Below are 13,828 nucleotides of genomic sequence, written 5' to 3' on the forward strand. Positions count from 1 at the left end.
GTACACGCGGGTACGGCCGCCCCGCCCCGAAGGGGAACTCAGAACGGCAACGGCCTCCCATGCACCACCTCCAACCCCGCCACCGCCCGCGTCACCACCACATACAGCCGGTGCAACCCCCGCTCCTCCGCCTCCACGATCGCCGCCGGCTCCACCGCGACGACCTGGTCGTACTCCAGCCCCTTCACCACACTCGCCGGGACGACCGCCACCCGCGCCCCCAGCTCGTCCGCACCCCCCGCCGCGATCCCGGCCGCCGCCAGCGCCTCCCGCACCCGCACCACATCCCCGTCGGCCGCGACGACCCCCACGGATCCCTCCCGGCCCAGCGCATCCCGTACGGCATCGACGACCGCCCCCACCAGATCGCCGTCGGCCGCCCGGAACCGCAGTTCCCCGTCGCCGCGCAGCGAACGAGCCGCCGGCACCTCGACGTCCAGCCGCTCCAGCAGCCGGTTGGCCAGGGCCAGTACCGCCCGAGGCACCCGGAAGCCCGTCGTGAGCGGTACGACCGCCGCGTCCGGCTTGCCCAGGTGCCGCAGCACCGACTCCCATGACCGGGCGGCCCACGGAGTCGTCCCCTGTGCCAGGTCCCCAAGCACGGTCATCGACCCGAAGGGCGCCCGCCGCGCGATCGCCCGGCACTCCATCGGCGACAGGTCCTGCGCCTCGTCGACGACGACATGGCCGTACCCCTTCGGATGCTCGATGAGCCCGGCCACCTCGTCGAGCAGGACCAGGTCGGCGGCCGACCAGCGCGCCGACTTCCACGACCTCGGCGGCTTCGTCCACAGCAGCGCCTTCTGCTCGTCGCCGTCCAGCAAACCGTCGGCGGCGGCCTCCAACACGTTCGGATCGCCGAGCAGTTGGGCCACGACCTCCTCCGGCCGCACCCGCGGCCATACGGCATCGACGTACTCCCTCACCGCCCGCGCCCCGGAGACCTTCCGCACCCAGGCGTTGCTCTGCGGCCCGGCCCGCCGCTCGGCCTGCGCCTGGATCCGCCGCACCACCCGCGTGCGCACCCGCTCCCGCCCGACGGCATACGGCGGCTCCTCGTCCCGCACCCCCGCGACGATCCGCCGCAGCTCCTCCGCCGAGACCCGCCACCGATACGAACCGTCGGGCACGACAACGGAGTCGACCGACCCGGCACCGCCACCCACGCGCGCGTACAGCGCCCGCCGCAGCATCTCCGCCATCCGCACGTCGTGCTTGACGACGGCCGCCCGCGCACCGTCCTCCGCCCCGCTGCCCGCGTTCCGAGCGGCGATCCCCTCCCCCAAGGCCTCCGCCAGCGTCGACTGCCGGACGCCCGTCTCGCCGAGGGCCGGGAGGACCTGGGAGATGTACGTCAGGAAGGTGCGGTTGGGGCCGAGGATCAGCAGGCCGCCGCGGCGGATGCGCTGCGGGTGGGTGTAGAGCAGGTAGGCGGCGCGGTGCAGGCCGACGGCGGTCTTGCCGGTGCCGGGCGCACCCTGCACGCACATCGACACGGCGAGGTCCCCGCGTACGAGATCGTCCTGCTCCGGCTGGATGGTGGCGGCGATGTCGCGCATGGGCCCGACGCGGGGCCGCTCGATCTCCCGGGCGACGATCTCGCTGGCCCGGGACTCGCCCCGTTCCAGGTGCTCGTCCTCCAGACCGGTGAGGTCGGCGGAGTCCCCGCGGCTGCCGGGCGCCCAGCCGAAGCGTCGCCGGACGGAGATGCCCTGTGGATCGCGGGCACTGGCCTGGTAGAAGGCCCGGGAGACGGGTGCCCGCCAGTCGACGACCAGGGGCGGATCGGCCGGGCGCTCGGTGATCCGCAGCCGCCCGATGTGCAGGCTCTGCCGATCGGTCTCCAGCCGCCCGAAGAACAGGGGCCCCTCGGGCAGCTCGCGCATCGCCTTGGCGTGACTGCGCAGCTGGTACCCGAGCACTTCGGCATCGGCACCGGATGCGGAGACGTCCTCGCCGGTGACGACGTGTTCCTGGGCGCCGTCGACCATGGCGGCGAGGGTGGCGCGGCAGTGGTCGTGGTGGGCGCGTTCCTGGAGGAGGGCGTGGTGCAGGTGAGTGGTGACGGTGGCGGTGGCGGTGGCGGTGGTTGCAGGGTCGGTCGACGTCATTCCACCGAGCGTACCGAAAAAATGTAACCGAGTTAAATATTTTACCGAGCCTCAGCCGGCCGTCAGCTCCGGCGGCAACCCCGCCTCCAGCAGCCCGAACGCCCGCTCGGCCGCCGCCACCGCGTCGCCCCGCACCTCGGCGACCCGCTCCCCCGCCGCGATCCGCCGCCAGTTCTCCAGCGCCAGGACCCGCTGCACGGCGACGATCTGCCCGGCGGCCAGACGTGCGTCCAGCCCTCCGCCGAGCGCCTCGGCGAGCGCGGCCTCGGAGCGTTCGAGGTAGCCGTACAGGCGGGCGGCCAGCGCGGGAGTGCCGTACAGCATCGACTGATAGGCGAGGACGTGCGGATGGTCATTGAGCCCGGTGATCGGATCGCACCGCTCAAGCCCGTCCAGAAAGTGCCGCCGCAACGCCGCGACGGGAGAGGGCCCCTCCCCCACCACCCGCGCGGCCTCGCCCTCATGGTCGGCGAACCGGTACAGGACGAGATCCTCCTTCGTCGGGAAGTACCGGAAGAGCGTCGGCTTGGAGATCTCGGCGGCGGTGGCCACCTCGGCCACGGAGACGGCGTCGAAGCCCTTCTCCAGGAAGAGGCGGATGGCGGTGTCGGAGACGGTTTGGTACATCCGCTGCTTCTTGCGCTCACGCAGGCCTGCCTCGCTCATGGCGTCGAGCCTACGCACCGCCCGCGGCGACCGCCCCCGGCCCCGGCCCCGCCGCACGTCCTAGGCCAGGACCCGGGCCAGGTAGGGGTTCGCCGTGGGGCGGCTCGGGACGCCGAGGGCGGAGGTCGCGGCGGCGAGCGTCATCGCGTACGAGTCCACCGCCCGGCGGACGTTCGGGACGTCGAGGCTCGCGCCGGTCACCAACCGGTCGAGGTCGATGTACGCGGACCGGACGACCTCGATCCAGCGGTAGACCCGCCAGTCCTTGCGCCAGCCGCGGGTGTACCGGGGTTCCAGCTTGGCCTCCCAGCGGCGGAACATCCGGTCCCGGATCTCCGGCCGGGTGGGCGTGAGATGCATGTGCCGGACCAGGTCGTAGAGAGGGTCGCCCACCAGGGCCATCTCCCAGTCGATGATGGTCAGCGCCAGGTCGTCGTCCCGACGGACGAGGTTCCACGGGTTCAGGTCGCCGTGCAGCAGGGCCGGCCTGCGGTCCCGCACCTCGTGGCGGGCCAGGATCTGTTGCAGGTTGTCCGCGTCGGGCAGTCCGAGCTGTCTGGCCAACTGGTGCGACTTCTTCGGCAACTCCCTGACCATCAGCACGAGTTGCTCGCGCAGCCAGCGATGGAAACCGCCCTCGCCGGCCGCCGGATCGACGCGTTCGTAGTCCACCCGGGTCAGGGCGCAGAGCTGGTCGACCAGCGCGTCCGCCTCATGCGGCAGGAGGCCGTTGACCGGATGGCTGGGGGGCCGGCCGATGTCGCGCGGGCCGACGTACGTGTGGATCGTGAAGCTGTCCTTCGGATAGCTCTCCCCCAGGGCGAGGACACGCGGCGCCGCCACCTCGGCGGAGGACTCGTCGATGGCGCGCAGCACGGCGTGCTCGCTGAGGTAGCTCGGCTCCCGGCGACAGAAGTCGGGCACCCTTCGCCGTACGACGACGGGGAAGTCGACGCCGGGCACCATGACCACCGTGTTGAGGTGTGCGGTTCCCTTGAACACCCGGTCGGCCGGGGCCTCGCCCTCCGCCACCAGGGCGGCGCGTACGGCGGTGGAGGGGAAGTCCGGATGCTCGGGGAGCCGTGAGTCCGGCTGCCACTCGAACGCCCGCAGCGCCCAGTCGAGGCCGGCTCCGACCCGGTCGCTCCTGGACGCCCACCATCGGAACAGGGCTTGCTCGGTCTCCCGCTCGCCCGGCACGTTCCTCAGCCGCAGCGGCTCCGCCGCCGCCTCGACCGCCCGGCGGACCGCCCGTGTCGCCTCGTCCAGGCGCTTCTGGGTGAAGGAGCCGACCAGGGATCCGGCGGCGCGCATCACATCGGGGAAGACGGACTGCGCGCGCTCGAAGGCGATGTAGTGCTGCAGGTCCTTGGCCAGGCCGGCCACGGCGGCGGGGCGGACCTTGCGCATGGCCTTCTCCCAGGCGTGGATCACCTCGGGCCGCTGGTGGGTCGGGTACCGCATGCGCACGAGGTGGGTGGCCAGGTCGTGCAGGGGGTCGCCGTAGGTCGCCAGCTCCCAGTCGACGCAGATGAGGGGAGGGACTCCCTCCTCGTACGACAGGATCAGGTTGTCGCGGTGCAGGTCGGCGTGGAGCAGGCTGTACGGCCGCCGGGTCATGGCCGGGACGCGTTCGGCGAACCGCAGCAGAGCGTCCTCGGGAATGCCCAGTGCGGCGAACAGCCCACCGAACACGGTCCAGTTGGGCTTTCTGATCTGCTCGTCCGCGAGATGCGCGAGGGCCCGCAGGAATCCCCGGCTGTCCGTGTTGCTGTGCGGCCAGACGGAGGGCAGCGGCGGCAGTGCCCCGCGCCGCACCCGGGTCATCTGGGCGAGCAGGTCGGCCAGCGCGTCGACGAGCAGGGTGTCGACGGGCTTGCCGTTGCCGCAGACGCTGGACAGCGGTACGCCTTCCACATAGCTGTGGATCGCGAACCGCTCGCTGTGGAAGAGGCACTCCGGTGCGTGCGGCAGGACCCCTTTGACGGCAGCGAGGATCTCCGCCTCGTTCCGCCAGGTCCGGATCACCACGGGCAGGGCCTCGGTGCGGCGAACCCGCACGGTGACGGTCGTGCCGGCCGGGCGGCGGAGCTGGTCCGCCACCGGTTCCGTCAAGGGCAGCAGGTAGTTCTCGTTGTGGTGGCCACTGCTGGCCTGGCCCTTCTTGGCGACCTCCACGAACGCCGCGGAGAGGCTGTCGATGCCGTGTCTCGTGGCGCGCCCCCCGGCGAAGAGACGGGGATCAGGAGGTGCGGCCACTGGCTGCTCCGGTACAGGAGGAGGGATGGTAGGCAAAAGGTACGCATGCGGCGGGGACCACGCATGCCAGAGTGACGCTCACGTAGCCCGCGACGGGCGTTTCCCACTCTTCTGCCCGAGGTCTGCGTGAGGTCTGCGCGTTGTCGCTCGAGGTCGTCCACATGCGCGGTCGGTTGACCGCCACATACGCATATTTACGAGCGAAGCAAAGCGATTGCTCAGTTCGGTGCCGCGCATGCTACAGGAACCCTGTTACGGCGAAACTGGCGGTTCGCTCGGTGTCGAGGAAGTCCTGGTCGTCAGCGGGACAGGCATCTCCGAGCCCCCGTCCGCGTCCGGCGCGGCCCCCAGGAGCAGATACAACGCCGTCAGCACGGCGGCACCTACCAGAATGGCGGCGCCCAGCTTTTCGTCGCGGTAGGCAAGAACGGCAGCCGTGCCGGCCAACGCTAAGGTGACAATTGCTGCGAGGGGCATGTGTTGTCCTTCGTTCCGGGCCCGGCCGTCGCGCTCCGCCAAGATCTCGACGGCCGGGCTGCTCTTGTTCAGGCGCACAGACTGGCGTCAGGGCACCACGGGCAAAAGGTAAGCATGCGGCGGGAGCCACGCGTGCCAGAGTGACGCTCACGTAGGCAGCGACGAGGGTTCCCCACTCTTCTGCTCGAGATCTGTGCCAAGTCGCCCGAGGTTCGGCTTGTTCGCCTTTCTGTACCGACGGGGGCGACCGAATGCTCAATCGGAGCGGGGATGCTAGCGCAAGCAGGTCGGCGCGCCGTGCCGCAGCGGCCTCGCCGTTGGGGCCGCCATGGTGTTCAACCTGTGGATGACTCAGGCACCCTGTTGATGGGTCAGGCCTGGGCGCGGACCAGTGGCAGCAGCGGCAGCAGTGAGCGCACGACGGACGCGGCTCCGGCTTCGCGCAGCACCTTCTCCTTGCGGGCGTTACGCGCGTAGCCCAGGAACGGGACGCCGGCGCTGTTCGCGGCCAGGAGGTCCGACGGGGTGTCGCCGATCATCAGGGCGGACGAGGGAGCCGCGCCCATGGTGTTCAGGGCCCGGTTGAGGCAGTGCGGGTCCGGCTTCAGGTGGTGGAGGTCCTGGGTGCGGCCGTAGATGTGCGGGCTGAAGCAGGAGAGCAGCCCGCGGCTGTCCAGGTAGGTGCGGACCACCCGGGGGGAGTTGTTGGTGGCGATGGCGAGCCGGGATCCGACCGCCGACCAGGTGCGTATCAGCGGGTCGGCGTAGGCCGTGGGCATCGCGGACGAAGTCGCCAGGAGCTCCTCGTTGGTGAGACGTTCCTCCAGCTCTGCCACCAGGTCGCTGCCCGGATGCCGGCGGTCCACGGCGCGCAGCACGACGTGCGGGTCCAGGGACTCGCGCTCCTCCTCCGTCAGCAGGCCGTGCAACCCCTGCCCCTCCAGCCACTCCACCAGATCGGTGGCCACCCGCTCCGCCGTGTGCCCGGCGAACAGCCGGCAGATCGGTCCGTCGAAGTCCCAGAGCACGATGCGAGCGGGTGTGATCAGTTCCCGGAGCTGTTCCGTGTCGTTCTCGGTCTCATCGGTCACCGGTTCAGTCTGCTTCGTATCAGAGGTCACTAGGAGAGTGTCAGGTCAGTGCTGATGGTTTCCCAGAGGGCGTCGAACCACTTCTGGGATTCCTCGACGAACGCGGCGTCGCGCTGCCCGGCCTGCCGTACGAAGGAGAAGAGGAGGGACTGGGAGCCGAGGGCGTCGTACATGTCCAGGGTCTGGCTCTCGTACTCCTCCTGACGTTCGGTGAGGACGTAGTAGCCGATGAGCGCTTCGTCGCCGTTGAGCAGATAGAGCTTCACCGGCGGTGTGAACGGCAGCGCGCGGAAGGTTACCCGCACGTCCACGCCATGGGTGGAGCGGACGGCCTGGAGGTTGTGCCGGAGCACCTGGGCCTGCGCGTTGCGCATGGCGAGCCAGCGCTGATGGACGGGGTCGTCGTCGCCCCGCCCCTCCACCAGCACCGGAAAGGCGAGATGGATGTCCCGCGACGGCAGCAGGATCCGTACGTCGATCGACTCGGGGCGGATCGAGCCGTCGTGGATCAGACGGAGGGGCTCACCGAGGGCCAGCATCAGGGTCTCGGAGGTGTGGCATACGACGTCCACGCGGACCTGCGGCACGGCGAAGGCCTCCGTCAGACGGGGCGCCAGGCTGACCATGGTCGGCTGGGGGGCGCCCCGGGTGGGGGCCGGGAGGGCGATGCGCGGCGGGCTGCCCTTGCTGACGTTGGTGAGGAGACCGTCCTCCTGGAGCGCGCGCAGGGCCTGGCGTACGGTGCCTCGCTCCACGCCGAACTCCTCGGCCAGCTCGGCCTGAGTGGGCAGGCGGTCGCCCGCCTTGAGCTCTCCGACGCGGATCCGTTCCCGCAGGATGTCGGCGATCTCCTGGGGAGAGAGTCTCCTGCTGCCGTTCACTGCAACGTTCTCCTGAGTCACGACCAAACGCTACAACTCGGATCCATCTAACGGGAGTTGTTTGTAGCTTGTTTCAAAGTAGGGGCCAAGTGGGGACAACTTAGTCAGAGTTGGCGCCAAGTTGGTTGAGTTGGCGGAAGTAATCCTTCCATCCCCAGGAGCCCGAAGGGGGAAACACCGATGCCCGTCCTCGCACTCCTCTCCGCCGTCTTCGTCGTAGGTGTCGAACAGACCCTCCAATGGAAGTACGGCGCCACCGGCATCATCGGCCTGCTGCTGCTCACGATAGGCATCAAGGCCAGGAACCCGACCATCAGTTCGATCGGGGCCGTCGTCCTCGCCGTCCTGGTGTCGGGGCCCGCTCTATGAGCCCTGCACCCGACGGGAGCGACAAGAGCGACGAACACCCAGCTCAAACGTTGTGGGGGACGATCAGCTCGTGAGCACCAGCTCCGAACTGATCGTCTCCCACAACGCGTTGAACCACACATGCGACTGCTCCACGAACGTCGTGTCCCGCAGCCCCGCCCCCTGCTCGAAGGCGAACAGCATGGACTGGATGCCCGGGGCGTCGTACATCTCCAGGTGCTGGTGGTCGATCTCCACCTCGCGGCGCGCCAGCGTGTAGTACGCGAAGAGCGCCTCCGCGCTGTTGAGCAGATACAGCTTGACCGGCGGCGTGAACGGCAGCGCGCGGAAGCTGATCCGCACATCGATGCCGTGCGTGGCGCGCAGCGCCTGCAGATTGTGCCGGAGCACCTGGCCCTGGGCGTTGCGCTGGGCCAGCCAGCGCAGCCGGAGCTGCTCGTCGGCGTCATCGGCGTCGTCGGCCGAGGCGTCCACCGAGGTCGGGAACGCGAGCGAGATGTCCCGGCTCGGCAGCAGGACCCGGACGTCGACCTTGGCCGGTTTCAGCTGTCCGGCGTGGATCTGGCGCAGCGGTTCACCGATCGCGAGCGTGAGGGAGACCGAGGTCAGGCACAGGGCGTCGATCTCGACGTGCGGGGACGCGAAGGCGGCGGCGATCCGCGGGGCGAGGGCCACCATGGTGGGCTGCGGCGGGGCTCCGGGGCCGGTCAGCGCCCTGGTGAGGTCGGGGGCGACGGTCGCCGGGGCCCCTTTGGACACATTGGTGAGCAGATGCTCCGACTGCAGGATGCGCAGAGCCTGCCGGACGGCTCCGCGCTCGACGCCGAACTCGTCGGCCAGCCTCGCTTGGGTGGGCATGCGCTGGCCGGGCTGCAACTCACCCGAGGTGATCCGGGCGCGCAGCTCGTCGGCCACCTCCCGATGTGAGTTCTGTGGCCGTTGCGACCTCTTCCGCCCATTGACGGAGGCGTGTTTCGGCTCCACGACCGAACACTACAACTTCCCGCCATCTTTAGGCAGTTCTAGGGATGGTGGTTATGAGACGTTCCAAGCGGTCATAAGTAAAGTGAAGTTGGTCGCCAACTTCAACAACATGGTCAAACTTCAGGAGGGTTGGCCACTGGAAGGGGGCCCGGCATGCCGCTCATCTACCTCGCCGTCGCCGCACTGGCCATCGGATTCGAACAGCTCGTCCAGTGGAAGTACGGCCCGATGGGCATCATCGCGTTCATCGCGCTGTCCATCGGCATCAAGGCCAGGAACACCATGATCGGCGGCATCGGCGCGGTCATCCTCGTCATGCTGCTCGCCCACTAGGGACCAGGTTCGGCTGACCGGGCTCCCTTCCGGAGGGGAGCCGGGAGCCCGGTCGGTCAGCACAGCCACAACTTCACACCGACAACCGAAGATCGAAAGCACAGCCGGCACAGCCACAACTGAACAACAACCACAACCACAACCGCACAGCTCGCTACGGATGAGCAGACCTGTTCGCCGGCAGAGAGGAGACCTCAGAACACGTCCGGGCACCAAGGTCGCCTGGACGTACGCAGCAGGGCGTCGGCCACCCGGGCGGCGCCCGCTCGTTCTTCCCGCACCACTCCCAGCGCGGCGAGCCGTACGGCGGACTCGTCACCGAGCCACAGCCGGGCCAAGTCGCCCACGTCGAGGACGAGTTCGGCGGCAGCCGTGGTCGGCGTGCAGGACGCCCCGTCCGGGGACGCCTCCAGCCGGTACCGCCCGCCGGCCAGTCCGGCCCCGTCCACGACCTCCAGCACCAGCGCGCCCTGCCCGTCGTATGTCCGCGCCTCCAGAGCCCGTACGACGTCCAGGATCCGCACCCACAACCAGTCCGCCAGCGTCGTGATCCGGGCGGCACGGGGGTCGGGCAGATAGTGGGGCAGCAGGTCGTCGGGCCCTCGCCAGCCGCTCTTGACCGTCGTGATCCAGTCGATCGAGCACAGGTAGCGCCACAGGGCGCGTTCGGCGTCCGGGGTGGCCGCGATCAGCCAGTTCACGGTCGCCGTGTTCAACGGTTGCTTGCCGTCGCCCCAATGGTCGTCCGCCTTGTACGACACCAGCCCCTCGACCTCGCCGCCCGCCGAGCGGTGCACGGCGAAGAAGGGCTCGGCCCACGGGGAACGGTCCAGATGCAGCAACCCGGTGCTGACCTGCCACCAGCGCTCGTCCCGGTCGACGGCGCCGGGCTGGGCGCGGCGCACCCGCTCGTACAGCTCCGGGCCGATCTTGCGTACGTCCGCGGGGTCGACGATGTCGATACGGCCGCCGTCCTCGGGGCCGGACCACCTCGGGTCGAGGCCGGCGCGGGGGGTGTCCACCGTCCACTGGGCCGTCCAGGTCGCCGGGCCGAAGCCGTAGCGGCCGTAGATCGGGTACTCGGCGGAGATCAGGGTCGCGACGACGTCGCCGCGGTCCTTCGCGGCGGTCAGGTCGTGGGCCATCATGCGGGTGAGCAGGCCGCGGCGGCGGTGGGTGGGGGTGACCGTGACGTTCGAGATGGCGTCGGCGGGGACGGTTGCGCCGCCGACGGTGGTGAGTTCCTGTGGGAACGATCTGAAGGTGGCGACGCAGCGGCCGGCGTCGAAGGCGCCGAGGGTGCGGGCGGGGATGATGTACGACGCCCGGTCCGCGATCTCTGTCTCGGCGACGCCGGGGGTGCGTAGGAAGCCGGTGTTCAGGGCCCGGATCCAGTCGGGGATGTCGGCCTCGGTGATCGGGCGGACGTCGATGTGGGGTTCGGGGCGGGTCATGGGGTCACGGTAGGTCGGCATGTGCGGGGGTGTCGCCGGGTTTTCCTCGCCCCCGCCGCCCCTACCCGTCCCGTCCCTGGGGGCTCCGCCCCCAGACCCCCTCTTCGGCCCTGAAGGGGCCTTGTCCTCAAACGCCGGACGGGCTGATTTTGCCCGGACCGGCGTCGAGAAGTGCCGTCATGGAGCTGAGCCCCCTGCTACGTCAGCAAGTCATCCACCTGTGCCTCGCCCTCCCTGTACCGGCGGGTGATCTCCGCGCTGCAGTCGTCGGTCGTTCGCTGGAGGCGTTGGCGGCGGCGGGAGACCTGTTGCTCGTAGCGGACGAGGCGGCCCATCGCGGTGTTCAGTTCGGCGTCCGTGCGTGCCTCCAGGTCCGAGAGTTCGACCTCGGCCAGCATCTCCGCCGCCAGCCGCCGGTACTCCTCGCTCTGCGGGGTGCCCAGCGTCACGTGGCGGGCGGAGGAGCGGTGGCGGGCCGGGGCGTCGGTCAGGATCTCCGGGAGGCGGTCCACGACGGACGCCGCGCCCGCCGGAGAGCGCCGGGCCAGCTCCGCCCGCAGGATGTCGATCCGGCCCTGCAGCAGCCGCCGTACATAGCTCAGGTCCGCCTCATCGCTCTGCGCGTCCCGGCGCAGGGTGCGCAGTTCGGGCAGGCTCAGTACGGTCAGGTCCTGCTCGGGCGGGTCCACGGGCAACGGCGCGTGCGGGCCCGGGCCCGGATCGTCGGCGGTGCGCTGCGTGGGCGGCCGGATCGCGGCCGGCTGGCCCGCCTGGGTCAACACGACAGCCCCAGGGGGCTGCCCGGTACTCGGTGTGCTCATGTGCCTCTACCGTCCCCTCGACCGGCGTGTGGAAGCATGGTGCCATCCCAACTGGCCGCTATGTGACCGAGTGCCCACGAACAGCCCCAGATGGGGGGTTAAGGATCCAAAAAGAGGCCCCAAAGGGGTCGCGGCCAAGCCCCTCACCAGGCGGCTCAACACACACGGCATGATGGGCGCCATGCGAGCTGTGGTGCAGAGAGTGGACGGCGCGAGCGTCGTCGTGGACGGCGAGACGGTCGGGGAGATCGTCGGCGAGGGGCTGTGCGTGCTCGTCGGCGTCACGCACGAGGACACCAAGAAGAAGGCCGCCCAACTCGCCCGCAAACTCTGGTCGATCCGCATGCTCAACGACGAGAAGTCCTGCAGCGACATCGCCGCCCCGCTCCTCGTCATCAGCCAGTTCACCCTCTACGGCGACGCGCGCAAGGGCCGCCGGCCCACATGGAACGCCGCCGCCCCCGGCGACGTCGCCGAGCCCCTCGTCGACGAGGTCGTCGCCCAACTCCGCGCCCTCGGCGCGACGGTGGCGACGGGCCGCTTCGGCGCGAAGATGCGGGTGTCACTGACGAACGACGGCCCGTTCACGGTGTTGATCGAGGTCTGAACACCAACTGATCACCGCCGGTCAAGATCCGACCGTCGCTGCCATCGTCCTGGGGGGGGGGACCATGAAGAGATCCGCGTACGTCACCGGAGTCGCTCTGCTCGCACTGGTGGCCTGCTCGGCCGAGGGGAAGACCGAGCCCGGCACCACCAACGCGAACACCGGGAAACAGGCCTCCACAGATCCTCTGCCCTCCCCCTACACGGCGAAGGAACTGAAGACCGCGCTGCTCACCACGGCACAGACGCCGAGCGGCTTCGAGGTCTACCGCACCACCGCCACCGAACCCAGCAGCCCTCCGGCCGATTCCTCCGAGACGGTCCGGCCGACGGAATGCGCGGTGCTGCGCAACCCCGACGCCAAGGCGAGGGCGGAGACGGTTGTCGCCACGGCGCAGCTCTACCGACCCAGCGACGAGCTGGACCAGCACGGCATGGCGCTCGTCGGCTGGGCAGAGAGCGACGCGAAGGCCCGGATGGCGGCATTGCGGAGCGCGCTCGAGAAGTGCGGGGCGATCCAGTTCGACAACATCGACAGCAACGGCACCAGGGAGGGCCGTTTCCAGGCCGAGAAGGCCCCCGATCTGGGCGACGAGACGCTGCGGTACTCGCTGAACTCGCCCTCGTTCTACCAGGGTTTCACCGTCGTACGCGTTCAGGGAGTGATCACGTACGTGAAGTCCGACACCCTCTTCGGCATGGGCCTGACCGACCAGCAGCGCGAAGAGCTCACCCCCGAACCCGAGGAGCAGCTCATCCGCGCTCAGGTCGCCAAGGTCGAACGAACCCTGCGCTAGAGGCGCCGGTCGTCAGGGCTCGACCACGACCTCCTGCGCCGCCGCCGTCGTGTCCGCCACCAACCGCGCGTCCACCGGCACGTTCCGCTTCACCAGTGCGAGGGCGACCGGCCCGAGTTCGTGGTGGCGTACGGACGTCGTGATGAAGCCGATCTTGCGGCCGTCGGGGCCCTCGTCCGCGAGGTGGATCTCGGTGCCGTGGGGCGGTAGATGGACCTCGCTGCCGTCCAGGTGCAGGAAGACCAGCCGGCGCGGCGGCTTGCCGAGGTTCTGGACCCGGGCGACCGTCTCCTGGCCGCGGTAGCAGCCCTTCTGGAGGTGCACCGCGGTGCCGATCCAGCCCAGCTCGTGCGGGATGGTGCGGTGGTCGGTCTCGAAGCCGAGGCGCGGGCGCTGGTGCTCCACGCGCAGGGCCTCGTGCGCCAGGATCCCGGCCGCCGGGCCCGCCTTCGCGGCGAACGACTCCAGCTCGCCACGCGGCAGGAACAGATCGCGGCCGTACGCCGTCTCGCGTACGACGGCGCCCTCGGGCACCTCGGCGATGGACCCGGCGGGCAGGTGCACGACCGCGAACTCGTCAGTGCGGTCGGCGACTTCGACCCGGTAGAAGAACTTCATCGACTCCAGGTACGCGATCAGCGCGTCCTGCGTGCCGGGCTCGACATGGGCCCAGACCGTCGCCCCGTCGTCCACCAGATACAGCGCGTGCTCGATGTGTCCGTGCGCGGAGAGGATCAGCGCCTCGGTCGCCTCGCCCGTCGGCAGGTCGCTGACGTGCTGGGTGAGCAGCAGATGCAGCCAGCTCAGCCGGTCGTCGCCGGAGACGGCGACGACTCCACGGTGCGAGAGGTCGACGAATCCGGTGCCGTCGGCGAGGGCGCGCTGCTCGCGGAACAGATCGCCGTAGTGGGCGGCGACACCTTCGTCCACGCCCTCGGCGGGCACGGCGCCGGGCAGGGTCAGCAGGGGGCTCTTCATG

Annotated in this window: 13 protein-coding genes; 4 read left to right on the top strand and 9 right to left on the bottom strand. The window is 70.0% G+C overall.

Features of this window, described 5'->3' with window-relative positions; all coding sequences use genetic code 11:
- Positions 1–38 precede the first annotated feature (38 nt).
- The 5 genes from ACIA8X_RS41845 to ACIA8X_RS41865 all read right to left on the bottom strand — a co-directional run bounded on the left by ACIA8X_RS41845 (position 39) and on the right by ACIA8X_RS41865 (position 7,512).
- Positions 39–2,111 carry a HelD family protein gene (locus ACIA8X_RS41845; RefSeq protein ID WP_399460503.1) on the bottom strand — a complete coding sequence of 691 codons (2,073 nt, stop codon included), beginning with the start codon at positions 2,109–2,111 and terminating at the stop codon, positions 39–41.
- 51 nt (positions 2,112–2,162) lie between these two features.
- Positions 2,163–2,777: a TetR/AcrR family transcriptional regulator gene (locus ACIA8X_RS41850; protein WP_399460504.1), complete on the bottom strand. Its 615-nt coding sequence runs from the start codon at positions 2,775–2,777 to the stop codon at positions 2,163–2,165.
- Positions 2,778–2,837: 60 nt separating this feature from the next.
- Positions 2,838–5,036, bottom strand: coding sequence for a phosphotransferase (locus ACIA8X_RS41855; RefSeq protein ID WP_399460505.1), 2,199 nt, complete (start codon positions 5,034–5,036; stop codon positions 2,838–2,840).
- Between the two features lie 848 nt (positions 5,037–5,884).
- On the bottom strand, positions 5,885–6,604 hold the full coding sequence (locus tag ACIA8X_RS41860) for an HAD family hydrolase (RefSeq protein WP_399460506.1): 720 nt from the start codon (positions 6,602–6,604) through the stop codon (positions 5,885–5,887).
- A 29-nt stretch (positions 6,605–6,633) separates the two neighbouring features.
- On the bottom strand, positions 6,634–7,512 hold the full coding sequence (locus ACIA8X_RS41865; RefSeq protein ID WP_393452315.1) for a winged helix-turn-helix domain-containing protein: 879 nt from the start codon (positions 7,510–7,512) through the stop codon (positions 6,634–6,636).
- 153 nt (positions 7,513–7,665) lie between these two features.
- On the opposite strand from ACIA8X_RS41865, the gene ACIA8X_RS41870 reads away from it, so the two are divergent.
- Positions 7,666–7,854, top strand: a complete 189-nt coding sequence (locus ACIA8X_RS41870; protein ID WP_393452312.1) for a hypothetical protein — start codon at positions 7,666–7,668, stop codon at positions 7,852–7,854.
- A 63-nt stretch (positions 7,855–7,917) separates the two neighbouring features.
- Here ACIA8X_RS41870 and ACIA8X_RS41875 read toward each other — a convergent pair whose 3' ends face one another.
- Positions 7,918–8,838 carry a winged helix-turn-helix domain-containing protein gene (locus ACIA8X_RS41875; protein WP_393452309.1) on the bottom strand — a complete coding sequence of 307 codons (921 nt, stop codon included), beginning with the start codon at positions 8,836–8,838 and terminating at the stop codon, positions 7,918–7,920.
- A 153-nt stretch (positions 8,839–8,991) separates the two neighbouring features.
- On the opposite strand from ACIA8X_RS41875, the gene ACIA8X_RS41880 reads away from it, so the two are divergent.
- The gene (locus tag ACIA8X_RS41880; protein WP_399460507.1) at positions 8,992–9,171 is read left to right on the top strand and encodes a hypothetical protein; all 180 of its coding nucleotides are present in this window, start codon (positions 8,992–8,994) and stop codon (positions 9,169–9,171) included.
- Positions 9,172–9,365: 194 nt separating this feature from the next.
- Here the strand turns inward: ACIA8X_RS41880 and ACIA8X_RS41885 are convergent, their stop codons facing one another.
- Entirely contained in the window at positions 9,366–10,625 is a 1,260-nt protein-coding gene (locus tag ACIA8X_RS41885; protein ID WP_399460508.1) for a GNAT family N-acetyltransferase, read from the bottom strand.
- Between the two features lie 197 nt (positions 10,626–10,822).
- Complete coding sequence (locus tag ACIA8X_RS41890; RefSeq protein WP_393452300.1) at positions 10,823–11,446, bottom strand: aerial mycelium formation protein; 624 nt, start codon at positions 11,444–11,446, stop codon at positions 10,823–10,825.
- Positions 11,447–11,627: 181 nt separating this feature from the next.
- On the opposite strand from ACIA8X_RS41890, the gene dtd reads away from it, so the two are divergent.
- The gene (gene dtd / locus ACIA8X_RS41895) at positions 11,628–12,053 is read left to right on the top strand and encodes a D-aminoacyl-tRNA deacylase (protein ID WP_399460509.1); all 426 of its coding nucleotides are present in this window, start codon (positions 11,628–11,630) and stop codon (positions 12,051–12,053) included.
- Between the two features lie 64 nt (positions 12,054–12,117).
- Positions 12,118–12,849, top strand: coding sequence for a hypothetical protein (locus ACIA8X_RS41900; RefSeq protein ID WP_393452294.1), 732 nt, complete (start codon positions 12,118–12,120; stop codon positions 12,847–12,849).
- A gap of 12 nt (positions 12,850–12,861) precedes the next feature.
- Here ACIA8X_RS41900 and ACIA8X_RS41905 read toward each other — a convergent pair whose 3' ends face one another.
- The gene (locus tag ACIA8X_RS41905; RefSeq protein ID WP_399460510.1) at positions 12,862–13,827 is read right to left on the bottom strand and encodes a YgfZ/GcvT domain-containing protein; all 966 of its coding nucleotides are present in this window, start codon (positions 13,825–13,827) and stop codon (positions 12,862–12,864) included.
- Position 13,828: the final 1 nt, after the last annotated feature.

The sequence above is a fragment of the Streptomyces sp. NPDC051738 genome (assembly GCF_044453205.1).
Taxonomy (GTDB): Bacteria; Actinomycetota; Actinomycetes; order Streptomycetales; family Streptomycetaceae; genus Streptomyces.

Excerpts from the sequence above, each read along its gene's own strand:
- ACIA8X_RS41845 (WP_399460503.1), bottom strand. The coding sequence starts at position 2,111 with ATGACGTCGACCGACCCTGCAACCACCGCCACCGCCACCGCCACCGTC.
- ACIA8X_RS41850 (WP_399460504.1), bottom strand. The coding sequence starts at position 2,777 with ATGAGCGAGGCAGGCCTGCGTGAGCGCAAGAAGCAGCGGATGTACCAA.
- ACIA8X_RS41870 (WP_393452312.1), top strand. The coding sequence starts at position 7,666 with ATGCCCGTCCTCGCACTCCTCTCCGCCGTCTTCGTCGTAGGTGTCGAA.
- ACIA8X_RS41880 (WP_399460507.1), top strand. The coding sequence starts at position 8,992 with ATGCCGCTCATCTACCTCGCCGTCGCCGCACTGGCCATCGGATTCGAA.
- ACIA8X_RS41885 (WP_399460508.1), bottom strand. The coding sequence starts at position 10,625 with ATGACCCGCCCCGAACCCCACATCGACGTCCGCCCGATCACCGAGGCC.
- ACIA8X_RS41890 (WP_393452300.1), bottom strand. The coding sequence starts at position 11,446 with ATGAGCACACCGAGTACCGGGCAGCCCCCTGGGGCTGTCGTGTTGACC.
- dtd (WP_399460509.1), top strand. The coding sequence starts at position 11,628 with ATGCGAGCTGTGGTGCAGAGAGTGGACGGCGCGAGCGTCGTCGTGGAC.
- ACIA8X_RS41900 (WP_393452294.1), top strand. The coding sequence starts at position 12,118 with ATGAAGAGATCCGCGTACGTCACCGGAGTCGCTCTGCTCGCACTGGTG.
- ACIA8X_RS41905 (WP_399460510.1), bottom strand. The coding sequence starts at position 13,827 with ATGAAGAGCCCCCTGCTGACCCTGCCCGGCGCCGTGCCCGCCGAGGGC.